The sequence below is a fragment of the Sporichthya polymorpha DSM 43042 genome (assembly GCF_000384115.1).
Classification (GTDB): Bacteria; Actinomycetota; Actinomycetes; order Sporichthyales; family Sporichthyaceae; genus Sporichthya; species Sporichthya polymorpha.
In genome coordinates, this window is record NZ_KB913029.1 from 3,266,135 (window position 1) to 3,288,671 (window position 22,537).

General features: G+C 72.7%; 20 protein-coding genes. 8 read left to right on the plus strand and 12 right to left on the minus strand.

Going from position 1 to position 22,537, the window contains the following annotated elements; all coding sequences use genetic code 11:
- On the minus strand, positions 1-954 hold the full coding sequence (locus SPOPO_RS0115955) for an acyl-CoA dehydrogenase family protein (protein WP_019875874.1): 954 nt from the start codon (positions 952-954) through the stop codon (positions 1-3).
- Positions 955-1,018: 64 nt separating this feature from the next.
- Here SPOPO_RS0115955 and SPOPO_RS0115960 point away from each other — a divergent pair, with 64 nt between their 5' ends.
- From SPOPO_RS0115960 to SPOPO_RS0115970, 3 genes are read left to right on the plus strand one after another with little or no spacing between them, the layout of a single operon-like run.
- A complete protein-coding gene (locus tag SPOPO_RS0115960; protein WP_028984828.1) occupies positions 1,019-2,278 on the plus strand; it encodes an FAS1-like dehydratase domain-containing protein in 1,260 nt (419 codons plus the stop codon).
- Entirely contained in the window at positions 2,275-3,783 is a 1,509-nt protein-coding gene (locus tag SPOPO_RS0115965; RefSeq protein WP_019875876.1) for a class I adenylate-forming enzyme family protein, read from the plus strand. Before SPOPO_RS0115960 ends, SPOPO_RS0115965 begins: the two co-directional genes overlap by 4 nt.
- A 13-nt stretch (positions 3,784-3,796) precedes the next feature.
- The gene (locus SPOPO_RS0115970) at positions 3,797-4,954 is read left to right on the plus strand and encodes an acyl-CoA dehydrogenase family protein (protein ID WP_028984829.1); all 1,158 of its coding nucleotides are present in this window, start codon (positions 3,797-3,799) and stop codon (positions 4,952-4,954) included.
- On the opposite strand, the gene SPOPO_RS29945 is transcribed toward SPOPO_RS0115970, so the two are convergent.
- Genes SPOPO_RS29945 through SPOPO_RS0115995 form a run of 5 tightly spaced genes read right to left on the minus strand, consistent with a single transcriptional unit; the run spans position 4,917 to position 11,283 of the window.
- Positions 4,917-5,615 carry an HAD family hydrolase gene (locus tag SPOPO_RS29945; RefSeq protein ID WP_019875878.1) on the minus strand — a complete coding sequence of 233 codons (699 nt, stop codon included), beginning with the start codon at positions 5,613-5,615 and terminating at the stop codon, positions 4,917-4,919. The two genes, SPOPO_RS0115970 and SPOPO_RS29945, sit on opposite strands and share 38 nt — an antisense overlap.
- The gene (locus tag SPOPO_RS0115980) at positions 5,602-6,390 is read right to left on the minus strand and encodes a FadR/GntR family transcriptional regulator (RefSeq protein ID WP_019875879.1); all 789 of its coding nucleotides are present in this window, start codon (positions 6,388-6,390) and stop codon (positions 5,602-5,604) included. The genes SPOPO_RS29945 and SPOPO_RS0115980 overlap by 14 nt, the downstream gene beginning before the upstream one ends.
- A complete protein-coding gene (locus SPOPO_RS0115985) occupies positions 6,387-7,418 on the minus strand; it encodes an LLM class flavin-dependent oxidoreductase (protein ID WP_245541788.1) in 1,032 nt (343 codons plus the stop codon). Before SPOPO_RS0115985 ends, SPOPO_RS0115980 begins: the two co-directional genes overlap by 4 nt.
- A complete protein-coding gene (locus SPOPO_RS0115990; protein ID WP_019875881.1) occupies positions 7,418-8,629 on the minus strand; it encodes a cytochrome P450 in 1,212 nt (403 codons plus the stop codon). Before SPOPO_RS0115990 ends, SPOPO_RS0115985 begins: the two co-directional genes overlap by 1 nt.
- Positions 8,626-11,283 carry an NAD-dependent epimerase/dehydratase family protein gene (locus SPOPO_RS0115995; RefSeq protein WP_019875882.1) on the minus strand — a complete coding sequence of 886 codons (2,658 nt, stop codon included), beginning with the start codon at positions 11,281-11,283 and terminating at the stop codon, positions 8,626-8,628. Before SPOPO_RS0115995 ends, SPOPO_RS0115990 begins: the two co-directional genes overlap by 4 nt.
- Before the next feature lie 219 nt (positions 11,284-11,502).
- Between SPOPO_RS0115995 and SPOPO_RS0116000 the strand changes: the two genes are divergently transcribed.
- Positions 11,503-13,125, plus strand: a complete 1,623-nt coding sequence (locus SPOPO_RS0116000) for an AMP-binding protein (RefSeq protein ID WP_019875883.1) — start codon at positions 11,503-11,505, stop codon at positions 13,123-13,125.
- 118 nt (positions 13,126-13,243) lie between these two features.
- The gene (locus SPOPO_RS0116005) at positions 13,244-14,131 is read left to right on the plus strand and encodes a phosphotransferase family protein (protein WP_281168194.1); all 888 of its coding nucleotides are present in this window, start codon (positions 13,244-13,246) and stop codon (positions 14,129-14,131) included.
- 68 nt (positions 14,132-14,199) lie between these two features.
- Here SPOPO_RS0116005 and SPOPO_RS0116010 read toward each other — a convergent pair whose 3' ends face one another.
- Genes SPOPO_RS0116010 through SPOPO_RS0116020 form a run of 3 tightly spaced genes read right to left on the minus strand, consistent with a single transcriptional unit; the run spans position 14,200 to position 16,614 of the window.
- A complete protein-coding gene (locus SPOPO_RS0116010; RefSeq protein WP_019875886.1) occupies positions 14,200-14,976 on the minus strand; it encodes an enoyl-CoA hydratase/isomerase family protein in 777 nt (258 codons plus the stop codon).
- 28 nt (positions 14,977-15,004) lie between these two features.
- Entirely contained in the window at positions 15,005-16,186 is a 1,182-nt protein-coding gene (locus tag SPOPO_RS0116015) for a thiolase family protein (protein ID WP_019875887.1), read from the minus strand.
- Entirely contained in the window at positions 16,183-16,614 is a 432-nt protein-coding gene (locus SPOPO_RS0116020) for a Zn-ribbon domain-containing OB-fold protein (protein ID WP_019875888.1), read from the minus strand. Before SPOPO_RS0116020 ends, SPOPO_RS0116015 begins: the two co-directional genes overlap by 4 nt.
- A gap of 82 nt (positions 16,615-16,696) precedes the next feature.
- Between SPOPO_RS0116020 and SPOPO_RS0116025 the strand changes: the two genes are divergently transcribed.
- Complete coding sequence (locus SPOPO_RS0116025; RefSeq protein WP_019875889.1) at positions 16,697-17,473, plus strand: FadR/GntR family transcriptional regulator; 777 nt, start codon at positions 16,697-16,699, stop codon at positions 17,471-17,473.
- Between the two features lie 10 nt (positions 17,474-17,483).
- Positions 17,484-18,215, plus strand: coding sequence for a FadR/GntR family transcriptional regulator (locus SPOPO_RS0116030; RefSeq protein ID WP_019875890.1), 732 nt, complete (start codon positions 17,484-17,486; stop codon positions 18,213-18,215).
- Between the two features lie 239 nt (positions 18,216-18,454).
- Here SPOPO_RS0116030 and SPOPO_RS32945 read toward each other — a convergent pair whose 3' ends face one another.
- Positions 18,455-19,420, minus strand: a complete 966-nt coding sequence (locus tag SPOPO_RS32945) for a hypothetical protein (RefSeq protein WP_019875891.1) — start codon at positions 19,418-19,420, stop codon at positions 18,455-18,457.
- Between the two features lie 89 nt (positions 19,421-19,509).
- Here SPOPO_RS32945 and SPOPO_RS32950 point away from each other — a divergent pair, with 89 nt between their 5' ends.
- Positions 19,510-20,118 carry a TetR/AcrR family transcriptional regulator gene (locus SPOPO_RS32950; RefSeq protein WP_169577207.1) on the plus strand — a complete coding sequence of 203 codons (609 nt, stop codon included), beginning with the start codon at positions 19,510-19,512 and terminating at the stop codon, positions 20,116-20,118.
- 7 nt (positions 20,119-20,125) lie between these two features.
- On the opposite strand, the gene SPOPO_RS0116045 is transcribed toward SPOPO_RS32950, so the two are convergent.
- Both SPOPO_RS0116045 and SPOPO_RS0116050 read right to left on the minus strand, forming a co-directional pair.
- On the minus strand, positions 20,126-20,980 hold the full coding sequence (locus SPOPO_RS0116045; RefSeq protein WP_033385077.1) for a mycofactocin-coupled SDR family oxidoreductase: 855 nt from the start codon (positions 20,978-20,980) through the stop codon (positions 20,126-20,128).
- A gap of 41 nt (positions 20,981-21,021) precedes the next feature.
- Positions 21,022-22,515: an ABC transporter substrate-binding protein gene (locus tag SPOPO_RS0116050; protein ID WP_245541720.1), complete on the minus strand. Its 1,494-nt coding sequence runs from the start codon at positions 22,513-22,515 to the stop codon at positions 21,022-21,024.
- Positions 22,516-22,537 lie beyond the last annotated feature (22 nt).

Genomic DNA, 22,537 nt, shown 5'->3' on the forward strand with positions numbered 1-22,537 from the left:
TCAGACCTCCACCAGTCGCCGGGCGTGGGCGCCGGGGGTGCCGTCGAGCAGCTCGTCGGTCTTCGCGCGCCGCAGCAGCAGGTGCACGTCGTGCTCCCAGGTGAAGCCCATGCCGCCGTGCAGCTGCAGCGCCGTCGACGCGACCCGTGCCGCGGCCGCCCCGGCGTACGCGCACGCCGCCGCCACCGCACGGACGTGCTCCGCCGGCGACGTCCAGGAGAACGCCACCGCGGCCTCGCGGGTGATCGCCTGCGCCGCCGCGACCTGCAACCCCATGTCCGCCGCCTGGTGCTTCACGGCCTGGAAGCTCCCGACGGGACGGCCGAACTGCTCCCGCTCGCTGACGTAACGCACCGTCATCTCCAGCAGTCGGTCCGCGGCCCCGACGGCGTCGACGACCCGCAGCAGCGCGAGCGCGTCGACGACCGGCCCGGTCGACGGGCCGGTGGGCGGACCGGGGAACGACACCGACCCCCACGACCGGCTCAGGTCGAGCAGCGAGCGCCGGACGATGTCGAGCTCGGTGGCCGGCCGGACCGCCGGCTCGGACCCGACCAGCACGACCGCGTCCGCCTCGGGCAGCCCGCACACCGGCTCGGCGGACACCACCGGGACCACGACCAGCGACCCGTCCGCGACCGCGGCGGCCCGGTCGTCGCCGAAGTCCTCGAGCAACCGCGCCGCGATCGCGAGCTCGGCGAGCGGCAACGGGGACAGGCCGCGGCCGGCCTCCTCGACCACGACGGCGAGATCGGCGAGCGTGCCCCCGGCGTCGGTCAGCAGCAGGCCGAGCAGGCCCGCCTCGGCGGCGGGACGGAGGTCGGCGCGCTCGAACGCCGACGTCCCCGCGTCCAGGCGGGCGCGCATGGCCGGGACCGGGTCGGCCCGGGTCAGCCAGGACCGAACCATCTCGGCCAGGGCCTGGCCCTCCTCGGTCCGTTCGTCGCCCGCCATGCACCCTCCCGGGAGGCCGTCGAGTTAGTTGACGTAGTAAGACAAGTGAGCCTACTTTAAGGGTATGGATTCGTCTGCCGTGACCGAACCCGATGCTGCTGTCTCCGCGCGGATCACTGACGAGGACGTGGAGCGGGCCCGGCGGCAGATCGGCATCCCGGCCTATCAGCGTGACGTGCCGTGGAACAAGATTCCCGACGCCTCGTCGATCAGTCATTTCGCGTTCGGCATCGGCGACGACAACCCGCTGTTCCACGACCCCGACTACGGGCGGCACACGCGCTGGCGCGGGCTGATCGCGCCGCCCACCTACCTGATCAGCACCGGCATCGACGAGACGCCGAAGCCGACGGACCCCGAGACCAAGGAACTGTTCCGCGGTCTGTTCCGGGGCGTCGGCAAGTACTTCTCCGGCGTCAAGTGGACCTGGTACGCGCCGGTCCGCCCGGACGCGCCCGTCTTCTGCGCGACGTGGACCGAGGACGTCGTCGAGAAGCAGTCGAGCTTCTCCGGCGGCCGCTCGGTGCTGGAGACCTACCGCACCCTCTACGTCGACGCCGACGGCGGACCGCTCGCGACGCGCGACGAGACCTACATCAGCGCCGAGCGCGGTGGCTCGAAGAAGTCCGGCAAGCTCTCGGACTGGGAGCGCCAGCGCTGGGACGACGAGTCGCTCGCCGAGGTCGAGGCCGCGTACGCCGCCGAGGAACGCCGGGGCGCGAACCCCCGCTTCGTCGAGGACGTGACGGTAGGTGAAGAACTGCTGCCGCTGACCAAGGGTCCGCTCACCGTCGTCGACATCATCTGCTTCCACCAGGCGTTCGGCTGGGTCGGCTACGGCGGCGGTCCGCTGCGGTACGCGCACCAGCTGCGCCAGCGCATGCCCGCGTTCTTCAGCAAGGACCGCTACGGCGTCCCGAACGTCGTGCAGCGCCTGCACTGGGACGAGGACTGGGCCAAGGAGATCGGCATCCCGGCCCCCTACGACTACGGCCAGATGCGCACCGCCTGGCTCGCGCACCTGCTCACCGACTGGGTCGGCGACGACGGCTTCGCCGCCGAGCTCGACATCCGCGTCCGCAGCTTCAACTTCCACGGCGACGTGCAGACCTGCCGGGGTACGGTGACCGCCACCGACCCCGCCACCGGCGAGGTCCGCCTCGACGTGAGATGCACCAACCAGCGCGGCGAGGACACCGTGACGGGCACGGCCCGGGTGGTCCTGCCGTCGCGCGCGAACGGGCCGGTCGTGCTCCCGAAGGCCGACGACGACCTCCGCCGCCGGGCCGCACGCATCGTCGCCCGGAACTCGACGAGCGCATGACAGCTCTCGTCGAGGCGCTGCGCCGGCTGCGTGACGCCCCCGCCGACGCCCCGCTCGTCGAGTACGAGGGCCGGTGGTGGACGTGGGGCGAGGTCTCGCGCCACGCGGCCCAGCTCGAGGCGCGGATCGAGGCGGCGACCGCCGGCGAGCACGTCCGCGTCGCCGTTGTCCTCGGCAACCGGCCCGCCTCGGTCGCGGCGCTGCTGGCGACGCTCGGCTCGGGCCGACCGATTCTCACGCTCAACCCCATGCAGCCGGCGCCGCGCGTCGCCGCTGCGGCGGTCGCCGCGAAGCCTGACCTCGTCCTCGCCCCGCCGGCCCTGCTGGCCGACCCCGAGTTCACCGCTCCGCTGGCCGGGGTGCCGCTCCTCCCGCTTTCCGACGCCGCCGACCCCGACACTGCGCCGGCCCAACCCGGCGCGGGCATCGACGCGAAGCCCGGCGACGTCGCGGTCGAGATCTTCACCAGCGGCACGACGGGCAGCCCGAAGCGCATCGCCCTGACGTTCCGTCAGCTCGAGGTCTCGCTCGCCAGCGCGCTCGCGCACACCCGCGGCACCGCCGCCGACCAGCCGCTGCTCTCCGGCCGCCCCGGCCTGGTGGCACTGCCCCTGGTGCACATCAGCGGCCTCTGGGGCGTGCTCCAGGGCCTGTGCGAGGCGCGGCCGTTCGTCCTGCTTCCGCGCTTCACGGTCGACGCCTGGGTGGCGGCGGTGGCGAAGCACCGGCCGCCGGTGACGGGTCTGCCGCCCGCGGCGATCCGCGCCGTGCTCGACGCCGACGTCCCGCGTGAACAGCTCTCCAGCCTCCGCGCGCTGAACTCCGGCACCGCGCCGCTCGACCCCGCCCTGTCGGAGGAGTTCACCGCGCGGTTCGGCATCCCGATCCTCTCGGTCTACGGCGCCACCGAGTTCTCCGGTGCGGTCGCCGGCTGGTCGATCGCCGACCACCGCCAGTACGCCACCGCGAAGAAGGGCAGCGTCGGGCGCGCGTTCCCCGGCGTCAGCCTCCGCACGGTCACGTCCGACGGCGCCCCCACCGCCACCGGCGAGGTCGGGCAGCTCGAGGTCCGCACCCCGCAGGCCGGGCGCACCGACTGGGTCCGCACCAACGACCTGGCGCGCATCGACGACGACGGCTTCGTCTGGATCGTCGGCCGCGCGGACGACGTCATCATCCGCGGTGGGTTCAAGATCTCGCCGGTCGTGGTCGCGGCCGCGCTCACGAAGCACCATGCGGTCCGCGAGGCCTCGGTCCTCGGGCTGCCCGACTCCCGGCTCGGCCAGGTGCCGGTCGCGGCCGTCGAGCTCGAGCTGGACGTCGAGGCACCCGACCCCGAGGACCTGCGCGAGTTCTGCCGCGCCCACCTGACCGCCTACGAGGTCCCGACCGCCGTCGTGATCCTGCCCGCGCTCCCGCGCAGCGCGTCGATGAAGGTCGACCGCACCGCCCTCACCGCGATGGTGGAGGCGGCGCTGGTCGCGGGCGCGCCCGCCCCCGCCTGAGGAGATTCCCGTGCTGCCACGCACCCTGTTCGAGCCTGAGCACGAGCAGTTCCGTCAGACCTGCCGTGAGTTCCTGGCCCGGCACGTGACGCCTCATCACGCCGAGTGGGAGGCCAACGGCATCGTCGACCGGGGGGTCTACGTCCAGGCCGCGAAGCAGGGCGTGCTCGGCTTCAACCTGCCCGAGGAGTTCGGCGGCGGGGGAGTGGACGACTTCCGCTTCAACGTCGTCGCGAACGAAGAGGCCGTGCGCGCCGGCGCGAGCGGCCCGGCGATCTCGCTGCAGTCGGACATCATCGCGCCCTACCTCGTCCGCCAGACCACCGACGAGCAGAAGGCCCGTTGGCTCCCGGCCGCGGCGCGGGGCGAGCTGATCGTCGCCGTCGCGATGAGCGAGCCCAACACCGGCAGCGACCTGCAGGGCATCCAGACCCGCGCCGTCCGGGACGGCGACGACTGGATTTTGACGGGCAACAAGATCTTCATCTCCTCCGGCATCCACGCTGACCTCGTGCTGGTCGTCGCCCGCACCGACCCGGACGCCCCCGCGCACCGGGGCATGTCGCTGCTCGCCGTCGAGCGCGACATGCCGGGATTCACCCGCGGCCGCAAGCTGGAGAAGCTCGGGCTGCGCGCGCAGGACACCGCCGAGCTCAACTTCGACGAGGTCCGCGTCCCCGCGGCGAACGTTGTCGGTGAGGTCAACGGCGCCTTCGCGGTGCTGATGGCGAACCTGCCCGAGGAGCGGCTCTCGATCGCGGTGCACGCGGTCGCGAGTGCGCGCGAGATCCTCGACCAGACGCTGGAGTACGTGAAGACCCGCACCGCGTTCGGTCGTCCGATCGGCACGTTCCAGAACAGCCGCTTCGTCCTCGCCGAGCTCGACACCGAGGTCGGCATCGCGCAGGTCTACCTCGACCGCTGCGTGTCCGAGCTCGTCGCCGGGAAGCTCTCCGAGGTCGAGGCCGCGCGCGCCAAGTACTGGACCACCGAGCTGCAGAACAAGGTCATCGACCGCTGCCTGCAGCTGCACGGCGGCTACGGGTTCATGCTCGAGTACCCGGTCTCCAAGGCCTACGCGGACGCGCGGGCGCAGACGATCTACGGCGGGTCGACCGAGATCATGAAGGAGATCATCGGGCGTTCGCTCGGGCTGGGGGATCCGCGCTGACGCGCGCCCCCAGCGCGGCGAGCTCCCGGCGGCACTGCGCCGGGTCGGAGAAGTGGATCGTCCGGATCCCCAGCTCCTGCGCCGGCGGCAGGTTCTCGGCGAAGTCGTCCACGAACACCACGTCGGCGGCCGGGCAGTCCAGGCGGCGCAGCAGCTCGGCGTATATGCCCGGGTCGGGCTTGCGCAGCTTCAGCGCGGCACTGTTGCAGATCAGGTCGACGGCTCCCGCCGGGAGCCCGCCCGGGGCGCCGCGCTGGAACATGTCGACGAGGAAGTCGTCGTTGGCGGCGGTGTTGTTGGTCAGCACCGCGATGCGGTGATGCTGCATCAGTTCGGCGACCAGCTCGATCATCTCCGGCCGCAGCGCCCGGGCCTCCCGCAGCGCCTCGGCGACGGCCTGGACGTCGAGCCGGACGCCGTGCTCGGCCTCGACCCGGCGCAGGAACCCGCCGAACCACTCACGCAGACCGAGCTCGCCCACCTCGAGGGCGGCGAAGTCGGCGTCCCCGCGGAAGTAGGGCTCCATCGACGACGCGATGCCGACGCTCGCGCAGTACGCGTCGAGCGGACCGATCGGGTCGACGGCCAGCACGCCTCCGACGTCGAAGACGACGACCGGCGGGACCTTCCCGGACAGTGGCGCGGGATCAGTCGAGGACATCGAGCACCGGGGTGTCGGCGCGGCCGGCGAGCAGGGCCTCGCCCGCGCCGCGCATGTGCCGCCGCCAGTGGGCCTCGGCGCCGGGGCCGTCGCCGTCGCGGACGAGCTCGACGAGCTTCGCGTAGGAGCGCACGAGCTTGCGGAACGCCGTCTCGGACAGGCCCTCGGTCTCCTCGATCACCGCGGCTCGCGTCGCGCGCTCGGTGATCTCGTCGAGCATCCCGGCGACGATGCCGAGCGTCGTGTTGCCGGAGAGCTCGACCATCCGGCGGTGGAAGATTGCGGTGGCGCGGGCCAGCGCGGCGGGATCGTCGCGGTAGGCGGGGGAGTCGGGAATCAAGGCCTCGAGCTCGGTCGCGGCGGCCGCGCCGCCGCGCTCGGCGAGCAGCCGCGCGGCCGCGGGCTCGATCTCCATCCGCGCCGCGTAGACGTCGGCGACGGTGGCGCCGGCCAGCTCGAGCAGCAGCCCGGCGGGGCGGGCCACGATCTCCGGGCCGGGGACGCAGACCTTCGCGCCGGTCCGGCTGCCGCGGCGCACCTCGACCAGGCGCTCGGACTCCAGCACCCGCACGGCCTCGCGCAGCGTCGGCCGCGAGACCCCGAAGTGCGCCATCAGCTCGGCCTCGTGGGGCAGGAAGTCGCCCTCGCCCAACTGGCCGGTGACGATCATGCGGCGCAGCGTCGCGGCGACCAGCTCCGCCGTCTTGGGCGACCGCAGCAACCGTCCGGTGCCCGCGGTCATCAGCGGGGCCAACGAGTTCGTCGACATGGTCACCCTCCCGTTCCGTCGGCCGGTGCGCAGTGCGTGCGGCCGAGCTCGATCGCGGCGGCCTCGTAGCCGGCCTTGCGACGACGGCCGACGAGGAACGACGGCGGCGCGAGGAAGCCGAGCTCGGGGAGATGCGTGCGGGCGGCAAGGGCCTCGCGGGCCTGGGCGGTACTGCCGCACACGGTGATCGCGGCGAGCATCTCGTCGTCCACCGCTCGCGCCATCCCCTCCGTGTCGCCGCTCCGGAACGCGGCCCGGATCGCCCCCACCTGTTCCTGCCAGCCGTGCAGCTCGACCAGCCGGTCGTAGGTTCTCACGGTCAGGTAGAACGCCACCTGCCGACGCGCGTCGAGCACGGCCCGCTCGGGGTCGGCGTCGTCGACGGCGGTGATCACCCAGCCCCAGCGCAGCAGGGTCGCCGGGTCGCGGCCGGCGTCGGCCGCACCCGCGGCCAGCGCGGGATTGACGGTCTCGGCCCACCAGCGGTCGGTAAACAGCCCGTGACCGAGGACGCCGTCGGCGACGCGGCCGCACGTGCGCAGCATGACGGGGTTGAACGCACCGAGCACGATCGGCACGTCGAGCCTGCCCAGCACCGGCGCCTGAATCGCCGCGTCGATCGAGTAGAACTCGCCGGAGTGCTGGATCTTCTCGCCGTTCTCGGCGGTCAGGTACGCGCGGATCGCCTGCACCAGGTCGGCCATCCGCGCCGCCGGCCGGGACGCCTCGACCGAGAACCAGTCGCCGTTCATGCGCGGCGTTCCGCTGCCGAGGCCGAGGAAGACGCGGCCAGGGGCGACGTTCGCGAGGTGGCGCACCGCCGAGGCGTGCGAGAACGGGGAGCGGGTGAACGCGTACGCGATGCCCGGGCCGAACCTCGCCCTCGACGTGCTCGCGGCCATCAGGGCGGAGGCGACGTAGGAGTCGTGGTCGGCGAACTCCCCGGCGCAGAACGCGGCCGCGCCGGCCGCCTCGGCCGCGGCGGCCGTCTCGGAACCAGGCCAGGGCAGGCCCCACTCGCGCATCGGCTGCATCACCACTGGAGCTCCAGCCCGGTCAGGCCCCACACCTGCGCGCCCTCGAGCAGCGGCGTCTCGTGCAGTCGGTAGGTCGGGATGCGGCGGTGCCACTCCTGAAGCGCGAGCACCATCTCCTGCCGCGCGAGGTGCGCGCCGAGGCAGTGGTGCGGGCCGGAGCCGAACGTCAGGTGCCGACCCTCGGAGGCGGGGCGGTCGAGGTCGACGCGGAGCGAGTCGGCGAACACCTTCGGGTCGCGACCGGCAGCGGCGAGGGGGAACAGCGCCATGTCGCCCTTGCGCACCTGCACACCGGCGAACTCGGCGTCCCGGGTCGCCTTGCGCGCGGTCTGCACGGACGGGTAGACCCGCAGCACCTCCTCGACCAGTACCGGCCAGAGTTCGGGGTTCGCGACGCAGCGCTCCCGGTCCGCCGGGTGCGTGGCGAGGTGGTGCAGGGCGAACGCGAGCTCGTTCGCGACGGTGTCGAGCCCAGCCATGAACAGCAGCAGCAGACAGTTCAGCAGGTCCGCGTCGTCGACGGGCCGGCCGTCGAACTCCCACGACAGCGCCGCACGGACGATGTCGGCCGCCTCGGCGTCGGCCTCGGCCCGCCGCTCGGCGAGGAGCTCGCGGAAGTACTTCTGGATCCGGCCCCCGGCCGCGTTGCGGCGCTCGTTGCCGGGGTCCTCGGCGGGGGTCAGGTGGAGCAGGTCGTGCTCCCACTCGTAGAACTGCCCGAGCATCGACTGCGGCATCCCCATCAGCGAGAGGAAGATCGTCGACGGGTAGACGCGAGCGAAGTCTGACACCACGTCACACCGGCCGCGGTCGGCGATCCCGGCGACCACGTCAACGGCCAGCCGGCGGTGCTCGTCGGCCATCGACTTCACCCGGCGCGGGGTGAACCAGGCGGCAAGCAGGTTGCGCCAGCGCACGTGCTCCGGGGCGTCGAGCATGACGGGGATCCAGAGCATCCGCGGCTCGGGGTCGGTCACCGTGATCACCTTCGACGACCACAGGTCGGTCTGCCGCAGCCCTTCGAGGATCGTCGTGTGGTCGGTGAAGATCCAGTAGCCCTGGGCGTCGGTGGACCACAGCACCGAGGAGTTGTGGTCGCGGTAGCCGTCGAAGCGCGCGAACAGACCGGGGAAGGGCGCGGGCTCCGGCTTGGTCTCGTCGTGGACCACCGGGCACCCGCGGGCGGCTGCCGTCGAGGACTCCGTCATGCCGTGACCTCCGTTCCGTCGGCCGCGGTCGCCGACTCGAGCATCGTCACCGTGCCGGCATCGGCGTCCACCTCGACCAGGGCACCGGTGACCAGTCGTTCGCTGGCCTCCTGCGTGTCGACGACGCAGGGGACGCCGTACTCGCGGGCGACCAGCGCCGCGTGCGACATCAGCCCGCCGAGGTCGGTGACGACCGCGGCGGCGTAGCCGAACAGGGCGGTGTAGCCGATGTCGGTGACGTGGGCGACGAGCACCTCGTCGGGCTCGAACTCCTCGACCGTGTCCGGGCCCACGACGCGGACCCGGCCGCGGACCTTGCCGCCCCCGATGCCGATGCCGGCGAGGCTCTCACCGGCCCCCAGCGGCGTGGTGACCGGCCGCGCGGCCCAGGTGCCGGCGAACACCGCGGGCATCCCGAGCGCGGCCAGCCGGTCGCGCTCGGCCCGCCGGGCCCGGACGCGTTCGATCGCGTCGGCGGGCGGGTCGGCGAGCTCGTCGCGCAGCAGGTAGAACACGTCCTCCGGGTCGGCGAGCCGGCCCGCGGCGGTCATGCGCGCGCCCTGGGCGAGGGCGAGCCGGCGCAGCGCCGACATCACACGGACCGTCAGATCGCGGTTGTCCTCGCGCAGGTGCAGCAGGTGGTCCGCGTACCGGCGCAGCGGCGAACGGCGTCCTGGGGTGGTGTGCGGCGCCTCTGCCGACACCGAGCGGGCCGCGCGGCCCACGGTCGCAAGCAGGCGGTCGACGTCGTCGCCGAAGCGGCGGGAGGAGAGCTCGGCCTCGCCCGGGCCGCGGTGGCCGAAGGCCTGCAGCGCGCGCGTGACCTCGGCCCAGAACGCCGGGAACTGCTGCCGCACGCGCTCGGCTCGGCCGGGAGAGACGTCGGTGAGGACATCGAGTAGTCCGGGCGTCCGGGCCGCGGTGCGCGCGAGCTCGGTGACGCCGCGCAGCGTCGCGGCGCTGGGCAGCTCGGCGCCGCCCGGCCCGTCCGCGGACCCGGCGCGGTCCAGGACGGCGCCGGAGACCAGGTTGAGCTGCCCCTGCACCGTCCACGCCCAGGCGAGGACGTCGGTGGCGAGCAACGTGCCCAGCGCGAGCCGCTCCGGGGGCAGGTCGTCCGCCCGGTCGGCGAGGGCGGTCAGCCGCGCGACCTGCCGGCGCAGTTCGGCGACGTCGCGCTGAACCGACGCGGCGAGCGCCAGCATCGCGACGCCGGCCCCGGCGACGGAGCGAACGCGCTGCAGCGCCCCGACCGCGGGTGCCTTCCAGGTGCCTGGGATCGCGGCCTTGCCGCCGGGCAGCGCGGCGACGTGCCGGCCCACCCACTGGTCGGCGAGCGCGTCGGGGGAGGTGCCGGGCATCTGCGCCGCGAGCTGCCAGGTGCCGCTGGCGTTGATGTAAAAGCAGTGGCCGTGCACGGCCTGCAGGCGCGCGCACGCCTCGGTCCGCAGCGGCTCGGGCAGGCCGAGCAACCGCGCGACGGCGGTCGTGGTGCCGCGCAGACCGCGGCCCTGGACGTCGATCGTCAGCGGCGTGCACGGGCCCGGCAGTGCCTCGGAGAGATTCGTCTGCGAGTAGACCGGGAAGCGGGGGTCGACGGGGGTGTCGAACTGACCCCGCGTCGCGTTGTCGGCGGCCCAGGCCAGCGGCGCACCGTCGGCGGGACCGACCGAGTCGGGGACGACCTGGTGGTCGTAGCCCGTCCGGCCCGGCAGGGCACGCACCCGGCCGCGGAAGGTCGAACGGCCCATCACGGCGAGGCGGGTGTCCTCCGCGGTCTCCGCGGACGACCACGCCGGGGTGAAGCCGAACTCCTCGGTCAGGCGGGTGGTGTCGAGCTGCGGCATGCCGAAGGCGAACTCCAGCTCACCGGCGGCGATCCGCACCCCGGGGAGCTTCGTCGCCTTCCGCAGCACCGACGTGGGCACCGGGACGGCCGGGCGGCCGAGGGCCGCGGCGAGGTCGCGCAGCGGGACGCCGTCCGGCGCGACGACGTTGACGACCCCGGTCGGCGCGCCCGGCTCGAGCGCGCCGACGAGGAACCGCGCGAGATCGTCGTGGTGGATCAGCTGCCACGGCAGGGCGCCCGGCGGCGCGACCTGCGCCGGGGCGGCGAGGGCCTCCTGCAACCGGTTGTCCGTCCCGCGTCCGAGGATGACGCCGGAGCGCACGGCGAGCGTCTCCAGCCCGCGCTCGGTCGCCTCCGCCAGCAGTTGCTCGCACCGGATCTTCTGGTGCGCGTAGGGGTGATCGGGGTGCGGGTGCGGCCCGTCGGCCTCGCGCAGCGTGCGCCGGTAGCGGTCCGGGTGCCCGCCGTACACCGTGGAGGACGACAGGAACACCACGCGGCGCGCGCCCGTGGCCTCCGCGGCCGCGAGGACGTTCGCGGTCCCGGTGAGGTTGACCGCCGTCATCGCGTCGGCCCCGGCCCGGTCGTCGAGCATGAACGCGCAGTGCAGGATCGCGTCGACGCCCGCGGCGGCCTCGCGCAGGCCGTCCGCGTCCCGGACGTCGAGCGAGCGGTGCCGCGCCCCGCGGGGGAGCTCGAGCGGCGCGGACCGGCTGACGCCGAGCACGTCGTGCCCCGCGCCGACGAGGCGCCGGGCCGTGGCGAGGCCGACGAGGCCACTGACCCCGGTGATCAGAATTCGCACGTCACTAGCTCCCGTTGCACTGGGCCTTGCTGCCCAGCCGGGCGTCGGCCACCAGGGCGGCGCCGGATCTCATCCGGCGAAGAGCGAGCTGCGTCACAGGAAGGAGTGTACCCAGAAATCTCACCTGGTTTACTAGGTTCACGGAGTAACGGTGACCAGGGCGATATCTCCACTACCCGGGTTTCGCGATGTACTCGGGCACACGTAGAAGGCGGTGGCATGGGACGCATCGAGGGCGGTTGGACGGTCGGGCCGCAGACCAACGTGGTGGACGTCGTCGCGAACGCCGCGCAGCGGTTCGGGAACCGCACGTGGCTGGAGCTCTCCGGGGTGGCGCACTCGTTCACCGAGGTCTGGGAGCGGTCGCTGCGCGTCGCGCGCGGGCTCCGCGAGCTCGGCGTCGGCCCCGGCGACACCGTCGCCGCGGTGCTCGACACCTCCGTCGACGCCGTCGCGGTCTGGTTCGGGGCCAACGCGCTCGGGGCGATCTGGGTCCCGGTCAACACCGCCTACAAGGGTGAGTACCTGCGCCACCAGCTCGCCGACAGCGGGGCCGGCGTCGTCGTCGCGGAGCCGGACCACGCCGATCGCGTCCTCGCCGTCGCCGACGAGCTGCCCGAGCTGCGCGTGCTCGTCCAACGGGGCGGGGAGATCCCGGCGGGGTCGTCCGTGCGGATCGAGCCGATCGAGGCGCTGACGCAGGCGGATGCGCTGCCCGCAGCGGAGGCGCTTCGTCCCGCCCCGGGTGACCTGGCGCTGTTGATCTACACCTCCGGGACGACGGGGCCGTCCAAAGGCTGCATGCTCAGCCACAACTACGTCTGCAACGTGGCGCGTGGGTCGATGCGCAACCGCGTCGCCAGCGACGTGCTCTGGTCCCCGCTGCCGCTGTTCCACCTCAACGCAGCGGCGACGACCGTGCTCGCCTCCGCGATGCTCGGCAACACCGCGGCGATCTTCCCGCGGTTCTCGCTGTCGAACTTCTGGCCCGAGATCCACCGCACCGGCGCGACCGTCGTGACGCTGCTCGGAATGATGATCCCGCTGATCGCCAAGATGGACGACACCCCGGAACTGCTGGCCTGCAAGGGGCAGATCCGCGTCGCGGGCGGGGCGCCGTACACCCCGGAGACCGCGCAGATCTGGCACGAGCGTTTCGGCGCGCAGCACGTCGGCAGCTCGGTGTTCGGCCTGACCGAGACCACGTTCCTGACCTGGACGCCCGAGGGCGTGAAGCACCCGTGGGGCTCGGCGGGCACGTACAACGACGACTTCGACGTCCGCATCTTCGACGACAACGACAACGAACTGCCCGTCGGTGAGGTGGGGGAGATCGTCGCGCGGCCGCTGCGGCCTTACGTCATGTTCTCCGGGTACTGGCGCCGGCCCGAGGCGACGCAGGCCGTCATGCGGAACATGTGGTTCCACACCGGCGACCTGGGTCGGTTCGACGAGAACGGGTGGTTGTGGTTCGTCGACCGCAAGAAGGACTACCTACGCCGCGGCGGGGAGAACATCTCCTCGATGGAGGTCGAGGGCACGTTCCGCAAGCACCCGGCGGTCGCGGACGTCGCCGCGCACGCGGTGCCGAGCGACCTGTCCGAGGACGAGCTGAAGATCACCGTCGTCCTGAGGGAGGGTCAGACCCTCGACCCGGCTGAGCTGTGCCGCTGGTCGCTGGACCAGCTGCCGTACTTCGCGGTCCCGCGGTACATCGAGTTCCGCGACGACCTCCCGCGCAACCCGACGAACAAGGTGCTCAAGTACCAGCTCCGCGACGAGGGCGTCACCGCGACGACCTGGGACCGGAACGCCTCCGACATCGTCCTGAGCAAGCGCTGATGAACCTCGAATCCCTGCGTTCCGCCGCCCGTTCGACGGCAGCTCCGGCACCACGGACCGGCGGCGGCTCGGCGTCATCTGGAACGACGCCGGCGTCGCCGCCGGTCTGCCGGCCTCGCTGTACGTCAAGAGCACGCCGCTCTCGGCGAAGAACCGCACGATGGTCGCCTCGCTCGACATGGCGGTCAACGAGGTGCACTTCTACCGCGAGGTGGCGCCGCAGCTCGGGGACCTGGTGCCGGCGGCGTACTGGACCTGGGCCGGCAACGGCGCGCGGCACCTGCTCGTGCTGGAGGACCTGACGGCTCGTCAGTGCGTTCCGATGGCGCTGGGGTCGGACTGCGACCTCGCCCACGCCGAGGCGATGATGGACTGCTTCGCCAAGCTCCACGCGACGCACTGGGCGGACCCGCGCCTCGGCACCGCGTGGCCCTGGGCCCGCACGTGGTCCCGGCGCCCCGGCTACGGGGTCCTCAAGACGTTCTACAAGCAGGGCCGCGCGGGCGCGCTGAAGAAGGGCGAGAACGTCACGCCCGCGGTGCGCCGTCTGGTCGACGTTCTGAACTCCAAGTCGACGCAGTACCGGGAGTTCGAGGTCGGCCCGCTGACGCTGCTGCACGGCGACTCGCACCTCGGCAACACGTTCCGCATGCCCGACGGCCGCGGCGGCCTGCTCGACTGGCAGGTCGTCTGGCAGGGCCCGGGCCTGCGCGAGGTCACGTACTTCTGCGTCACCGGGCTGGAGGCGGACCTGCGTTCGACCCACGAGCGCGCCCTGCTCGAGCGGTACCTCGAGGGCCTGCGCTCCCACGGCGTCCGGGACGTCGACTCCCTGGACCGCGCCTTCTCCCGCTACCGCCTCTTCGCCGGCGAGGCCTGGGACGCCGCCGCGATGACCGTCGCCTGGCCCGGACTCCAGGCCCCCGAGAACGTCAAGGCCAGCTGGCGCCGCTCCTCCGCCGCCGTCGAGGACCTCGACACCGCCGCCGCCGTCGCCCGCCTCTGACGACAAGAAAGGGTGACACCCCTTACTGACGAGTAAGGGGTGTCACCCTTTCTTTTCCACAGGCGGGGTCAGCGCAGGGTCCACGTGGGCTTGGTGAAGGTCGCGCGATCGACCTGGGCCGTGGCGATCGGGTTGCCGATCTGGGTGTAGGCGAGGCCGTGGGCCTGGGCGACGGAACGGGCGAGGTCGAGGGACTCCCACACCGCGCGGACGGTGCCCTGGACGGCGGCGGGGGGCTTGGCGGCGATCGCGGCGGCGAGGGCGTGCGCCCGCTCCCAGAGCTGCTCGCGCGGGACGACCTCGGTGACGAGCCCGATCTGCAGCGCCCGCTCGGCGGACATGCGCTCGTCGAGGCCGAGCAGCGCGATGCGCAGGGTGTCGCCGAGGTTGATCCGGCGGGCGAGGCCGATCGGCTCCAGCGCCGCGGTCAGCCCGTACGAGACGTGCGGATCGAAGAACTGCGTGTCCTCGGCGCACAGGATGAGATCCGCCTCGTTCAGCCAGTAGAAGGCGCCGCCGGCGGTCATCCCGTGGCAGGCCGCGATCACCGGTTTCCACACCAGGTTGGCCTTCGGCCCGAGCGCGGTACCGGGGTCGCGCTGGCTCCACGGGTTCTCCGGGAAGTCGAGGCCCTCCTGAACGTCGACGCCGGTGCAGAACGCGCGGTCGCCGGCCGCGCGCAGGACGACGGTGTGGATGTCGTCGTCGAGGCGCACGCGCTCCCATGCGGCGACGAAGTCCGCGAGCATCGCCTCGTTGAACGCGTTCAGCTTCTCCGGCCGGTTCAACGTGATCGTCGCGACGTGGTCGGTGCCGACGTCGAACAGGATCGTCTCGTAGCTCATGCGCAGTGTCCTTCGACTTTCTTCGACGTCAGCGTTCGCGGGTGAGGAGCAGGGCGCCGGCGAGCGGACCGCCACCGGCGGCGACGACGGCGACCTCGGCGGCGAAGACCTGCCGGTGGCCGGCCTCACCGCGGAGCTGCAGGCACGCCTCGTGCAGGTGGCCGAAGCCGTGGAGGCGGCCGGCCGAGAGCTGCCCGCCTGACGTGTTCACCGGTAGGTCACCGCCGACGTCGATGCGCGTCCCGCCCTCGACGAACGGGCCGGCCTCACCGCGCGGTACGAGGCCGAGAGCCTCCAGCCACATCAGCGTGAAGATCGTGAAGCCGTCGTAGAGCTGGGCGCAGTCGACGTCGGAGGGCTGCAGGTCGGTGCGGGTCCACAGGTCGCGGCCGACCTCGGTGGCCATCATCTCGGCGCCGTCGCCGTAGGAGAACCAGTCCGGCCGGCCGCCGAGTGCGCTGCTCAACGCCTCGATGCGGACGCCCGGCGCGTTCAGTCCTGACGTGGCGTCAGCCCGGGACACGATGAACGCGGTCGATCCGTCGACGGGGACGTCGCAGTCGTACAGCCCGAGGGGTTCGGCGATCGGGCGGGCCGCGAGGTAGTCCTCGAGCGTCAGCGGGTCGGTGTACACGGCCTTCGGGTTCAGGCCGGCGTACTGCCGCTGGATGACGGCGAGCCAACCGAGTTGCTCGCGGGTCGTCCCGAAGTCGTGCATGTGCCGGGTCGCGTACAGGGCGGCCCACGTCGCGGCGGACATCGCGCCGAACGGGACGAGGTAGGAGGTCCAGCCGCTGACGCGGGCCGAACCGGAACCGACGACCGACGCCCGCCGGCCCTGCGCCAGCGTCGTCGCCGTCGACTCCCACACGGTCCGGAAGACGAGGACGTGCCGCGCGAGCCCGGCCTCGACGGCGGCGACCGCGTTCATCACGGCCCCGAGCTGCCCCGCGGTCTCGGACCCGCCGGAGAACCAGCGCACGTTCAGGCCGAAGGCGTCGACGACGTCGAACACACCGGCGCCGGAGAAGCCCGGCGCGGGGGAGTGGGCCCCGGGCCAGGTGCTGACGCCGTCGATGTCGGCGCGGTCGAGCCCGGCGTCGGCGAGGGCCGCGAGGACGGCCTCGCTGGTCAGCGACATCCCCGAGCGGCCGAGCCGGCGGCCGACCTCCGACTGCCCGACACCGGTGAGAACGGCATTGGTCGTCATGCCGGCTCCTGCGGAGTGAAGAGCGGGAGCCACACGTCCTCGTGCTGGGAGAAGACGACCCGCACCGGCAGGCCGACCCGCACGTCGGCGGGCTCGACGCCGGTCAGCCGGGTCACGAGGCGCAGGCCGGGCTCGTCGTCGAGCTCGACGACGGCCACCACGAACGGCACCGCCATCCCCGGCATCCAGGGCTGGTGGTTGACCGTGAAGGAGAACACCGTGCCGGTGCCGGCCGCGACCGCGGGGACGACGTCGGTGGACAGGCAGTGTCGGCAGACCGGGACCGGCGGGTGCAGCCACCGGCGGCACCCGCCGCACCGGCTGATGCGGAGCTCGCCGGTCTCGCCGCCGGTCCAGAACGCTCGGTTGTCGAGTTCCAGCTCCGGCAGCGGGGGATGGCCGGGGCCGTCCGGCGGCGGGGAAGCCATGCCCAAGATGGTAGATGATTTTCGGAGATTGGCCGCTACGCTGGAGGCGCGGCCGCGCTGGGCGCCGTCAGGGAGGTGAGCGGTGAGTCAGGACTTCCCTGACCTCGGCGCCGACCCGATGCGTGTCCCCAAGGTAGCGGAGCTGGTCGCCCAGGACCTGCGCCGGCGCATTGCGTCGGGCGCGTTCGCCGAGTCCGGCGAGCTTCCGCCGGGCACCGTGCTCATGCAGGCCTACGGCGTCTCCCGCCCCACGCTGCGCGAGGCCTACCGGATCCTGGAGTCCGAGAACCTGGTCGAGGTCGGCCGCGGCGGGCACGACGCGTTCGTCCGCCAGCCGTCGATCAAGGTCGCCGGCCGGTATGCCGGCGTCCACCTGCAGATGCGCGGGACGACGCTGCTCGACGTCGAGCGGGCGCGCGCGGTCGTCGAGCCCCCGGCCGCGGGGATGCTCGCGGCCCGTGGTGGCGACCCCGAGGTCCGCAAGGCCCTGCAGGAGGCTCTGCAGCGCGAGCGCGACTCCCTCGACGACCCGGCCGCGTTCAGCCATGCGAGCTTCGCCTTCCACGACCTCGTCGTCGAGCTCTCGGGGAACGTGACGCTGCACGCCGTCTTCGGTGTCCTCGGTGACGTGGTGCAGCGGCACACCGACGTCCGCGTCGCGGAGGAGACCCAGGTCTCGCCGGCCGCGACCGACCGGGCCGCGCTGATGAAAGGTCACCGCGCGCACGTGCGGTTCGTCGAGCACGTCGAGGCCGAGGACGTCGCCGCCGCGACGGCGCTGTGGCGCACGCACGTCGAGGCGGTCAGTCACGCACTGGGCTCCGACACCGATCCGCGCGGCGTCGTGGACCTGTTCTGAGGGACCGTCAATGACTGAGATCGTCCCTCTGCACTCGACCGGCGCGGACCGGCTCGCCTCGCAGCTGCGCCGCCAGATCGTCACGGGCGAGCTGACCGTCGGCGAGCGCCTCCCGCCCGAGCCCGAACTCCGCGAGCGCTTCGGCGCTTCGCGCGCGACGCTGCGTGCGGCGCTCGTCGTGCTGGAGTCCGAGGGCCTGATCAAGGTGCACCGCGGCGCCCGCGGCGGCATCGAGGTGACCCAGCCCGACATCGGCACCGCCGCCCGCTACTTCGGCCTGATTCTCCAGTCGCGCTCGGCGTCGGTCGCGGACTACCAGGCCGCGCGTGTCGCGCTGGAGCCGCCGCTGGCCCGTATGGTCGCCGAGCGCGCGGCGAACGGCGCCGGCGTGGACGTCGTCGCCGCCCTCGAAGCCGCGATCGAGGCGGAGAAGGCCGACGGCGTTCTTGGCGCCCGTGCGGCGCTGACCTTCCACGCCGAGGTGGCCGCCCTCTCGGGCTCGACGTCCCTCGCCCTCGCGATGGACCTGCTCACCGGCGCGACCTCTCATCTGTACGAGGCCCAGCTCGCCGCCGAGCCCCGCCGCAACGGCCGCGCCCACCGGGCCCACGAGGAGCTGCTGGAGAAGGTCCGCGCCGGTGACGCCGACGGCGCGGAGGAGGTCTGGCGCGCCCACGTCGAGGAGATCGAGACCCGCCTCCTCAAGGGCGGCAAGGCCCGCACCGCGCCTCTCTTCGAGTAGCGGCCCGCCGGCCGCCCTGACACTCCGCTCATGCATGAGCGGAGTGTCGATTTTCGGGCGTCGGGTGTCCGATTTTCGACCTCCCGCTCATGCATGAGCAGGATGCGGCCGTGTCCGCTACTCATGCATGAGCGGGGTGTCGATTTTCGGGCGTCGGGTGTCCGATTTTCGACCTCCTGCTCATGCATGAGCAGCGGGCGCCGTCGCCGCCACGGGCGGGGGCGGGGGCGGGGGTGCTGCTACATCAGGACGTCGGTGAGGCGGCCGTTGTAGGTCTCCATGAGGGCCTCGGTGGCGACGGGGCGACGGGTCTCGCCCGCGCGGACGACCCAGCCCTGGATGCGGCGGTGGCCCTCGGGGAGGTCGGCGCGGATCGGGTCGCGGTAGCACTGAGGGTGGGCGGTCCAGATCCAGGTCTCGCCGCCGCCGGAGTAACGGACCTCGACCGGGTAGTCGTCGACGATGCGCACCGCCACGTCGATGTCGCGCAGCACGATCGGCTCCCCGTCGGTCCGGTGGATCAGGAGGATGTCGAAACCCTCGGTGCCCCAGACCAGATGCCCGGCGTGGACGGTGCCGTCCTCGAACTCGGTCGCGAACGCGACCCACGCGGCCTGCAGGTCGGTGATGTACGCGCTGCGGATGAAGTCCTGGTCCGCCGGCATGTGCATCGAGTCGTGGAAGAACAGCCCGCGCACCGGCTGGCCCTTGATCGTCCCGGTCCCGCGGAACAGTCGTGAGGTGTAGACGAGCGGCTCGGCGGCGTCCGGCATGAAGAACTGGATCGCGGGGCCGACGAGTTCACCGTGGACGTCGAGGAACCCGGGCTCGGTCCAGCGGAACTCCGGCCCGTTCGTCGCGAGGACGGGGGAGCCGTCCGCGCGCCAGGTCCCGGTCCAGCCGTCGCGCTTCTCGGTCTCGACCGGCCCGACGTCGCACGCCTCGCCCTCCGGCGCCCAGACGAAGTCCACCGCGTCGCGCGCTTCCGACAGGTGCATCCGCCGACTCACGGACTCGTACGCCCCGCGGATCGGCCACCAGTACGTGCCGTCCTCGGCGCGCAGGGTCCCGTACGCGTAGGCCATGTTCATCGGCAGGCCGAGGATCGGCCCCCACTGGCTGTGGCCGTCGGGCTCCACCATCCCGCCGACGGGCTGGAAGCCGAAACGGCCGCTCGGACGGACGGGGGAGTTCTGCCGGCCCATGGACAACGCCTCCGATGACGGATCGCCAGGTCAGTAATATACCTGCGGGTATATTAGAGAGCGGTCCCGACGACGGCAAGGGTGTGCAGATGGCGAGAGCGACTCCGCGCCGCACGGCAGGCCGGCCCGCGGGCGACGCCCCGTCCGCCCGCGCTGAGATCCTGCGCGTCGCCCGGCGCTGCTTCGCCGAGTCCGGTTACGCGGCCACCAACGTCGGTGATGTCGTCGCGGCCGCCGGGGTCACGAAACCCGCGCTGTACCACCACTTCGGCAACAAGGCTGGGCTCTACGCCGCAGCGGTCACCGCGGCGATCGACGAGATCGTGGCCGAGCTCGAACGCCGCGTACTGCCCGAACGCCGCGTGCTCGACCGCTTCGAGGCGACCATCGACGTCGGCATCGAGTTCATGCGCACCGACCCCACGCTGGCCCGCCTGGTCAGCGGGCTCGACGACGAGCTGGCCCATCACCCCGAGCTCGCCGACCTGGCCGACCAGGCTGCCCGGATCCCCGCCCTGTTCGCCTCGATGTGCGACGCCGACGACGACCTGGCCGCCCCGCAAGCGGACGTGGCGTTGATGTTCCAGGCGATCGTCTACGGTCAGATGCGCATGAGCGCCCGCGTCGACCCCGATCGCTACGAGCGGGCGGCGAACGCCTTGCGCCTGCTGGTCCGCGGGGAGCTGCGCCGGTCCTGACGCAGAGTCAGCGAGCCGGCCGCGAGCTCGCCTTCACGTAAGCGCCGGCGTCGACGGGGAGCTGGGCGCCGGTGATCCACCGCGCCTGCTCGGAGAGCAGGAACAGCACGGCGTCGCTGACGTCGCCGGGCTCCACCCAGGGCGTCGGCATCGCGTTCAGCGCGGGGAACGAGAGGCGGGCGTCCTCCGCGGTGGGGTTCTCCAGATCCGGGCGGAACGCCCGGTACATCGGCGGGCTCTGCAGCATCGGGGTGTCGGTGTTGGTCGGGTGCACCGCGTTGACGCGGATGCTCTTCGGCGCCAGCACCTTCGCCAGGTCGTGGACGTAGCTCGCGATCGTCACCTTCGACCAGCTGTAGCCGAGCCCGCCGCCGGCGTTGCGCGAGGTGCCGCCGGAGATCAGCCCGGCCAGCGAGCCGGTGCACACGATCGCGCTGCCGGCCTTCAGGTGCGGGATCGCCGCGCCGACGGTGTTGAGCACGCCACCGAGGTTGGTGTCGACCACATCGACGAACGCCTGCGGGTCCTCGTTGCCGAGCGGGCAGATGCCGGCCTGGGCGACGACGTGCGTGAGACCGCCGAGGTCGGCGACGCCTCGCGCGACGACGTCGCGCACCGCGTTGCGGTCGCGGGCGTCCGCCGGCACCAGCACCGCGCGCCGGTCGCGGGACTCGATGAGCTTGCGCGTCTCCTCGAGGTCGTCGAGCGTCGCCAGGGGGTACTCGTTGGTCGCGATGTCGGCGCAGATGTCGAAGCCGATGATGTCCGCGCCCTCGGCGGCGAGCCGGACGGCGTGACTGCGCCCCTGCCCGCGCGCGACGCCGGAGATCAGGACCACGGTTCCCGCGAAGCGATTCGTCATGGGCAGAACTGTAGATGATTTGCGCTTCTGCCGACCAGCGCCTACCGCGGCCGACAGGTCAGTCCCAGTCCGTCGGGCGCTCCGAACGGACCACCGTTGCGGGCCTCCATGACGAACCAGCAGCCGGAGTCCGGCGTTTTCTCACCCGCCGTCAGATTGATGGCGGGCACGAGTCCACCGAGGGTCTCGTTCCGAATCCCGTCCGCGGCCCGAAGCAGGACGGCCGAGGTGACGGACGGCGAGACCTTCGCGACCTCGTCGAGGAACCGCTCGAAGAGCACTCCCGACGTCCAGCCCAGCGGCACGGCCGGCCCGGGCGCGCGCAGGCCGCCGAAGCGCTCGAACGCCGTCAGGTAGCGCTGAAAGGCGGTGTTTTGCGCGTCCTTGCCGGTCAGGCAGCAGAACGGCATGGTCGGCATCTGCAGCCGGATGTTCCCGAGCCCCGGCTTCGTCGCGGTGTCCGAGTACACGCTCGCGTACAGCTGCACCCAGACCGGGTTGAACCCCTGTCGGGTGCAGGACTGGCCCATCCGCTGCAGACCGGACGGGTCGACGATCGCCGACACCACGGTCACGCCGGCGGCCTTCATCGCCGTGCACTCGCTGGTGAAGTCGAGCTGCGTCAGGCTGAACTGCTTGGCGTAGGCGAGCTCGAGGCCGTTCCGCTCGACGAACCGGTCGTCGACCATCCACTTGCGGCCGTTGGCGCACGCGGACGCCTCCTGGCAGTACAGGAAGGCGAACTTCTTGTTCGCCGTCCCCGCCTTCGCCGCCTCCTGGGCGATGGCCCAGACGCTGGTCTCCGGTGCCGCGCACTGGTTGAAGAACACCGGGGAGGAGTTGTACACGTACGTCCCGCAGTCGCCGCCGATCGACGGCACGCGTTTGCTCTCCAGGTAGGACCGGTAGCCCGCGGCGGTGAGCGTTGCCATCCCGCCGACCAGCGCGACGGCGCCGTCGTTCTCGACGCAGGCGCGCACGTGCGCCAGCGCGACGTTGGGATCCGAGTTGGAGTCGCGGACGATCAGCCGGATCCGGTGCCCGTGGACCCCGCCGCGGCTGTTCACGTCGCCCACCCAGGCCTGCAGGCCGTTCACGCCCTGGGCGATCGCCGCGCCCGCCGGGCCGCCCATCTCGGAGACCGAGCAGATGGTGATCGGCTGGTTGTCGGTCTTCGGTGCCGCCGACGCGGTTCGGTCGGACTTCTTCGCCCCGCCGGTCCCGGCCGTGGTGATTGGCGCCGCGCCCTCGCTCGGGCCGCCGGTCGGGGCCGCCGAATTCGCGGGGGCGGCACCACCCGGATCGACGGCCGGGACGGCCCCGGGCGAGGGGACCGGAGCGGCGACGACGTCCCCCGGGTCCGCGGCCGGCGCATCCGGGACGACGACAGTGGCGGTGCCGGCGTTCCGGGCGATCAGTTCGTCCTGGGACAGCCGGGAACCGCACCCGGCGAGCAGCGCCAGTGCCAGCACGGCCGGGAGGACGGGGTGCCGCCGCACCCCGGACGACGAGCGTGAACCGGCTTCACGACTCACAGCGCGACCGTAGCGCCACGCG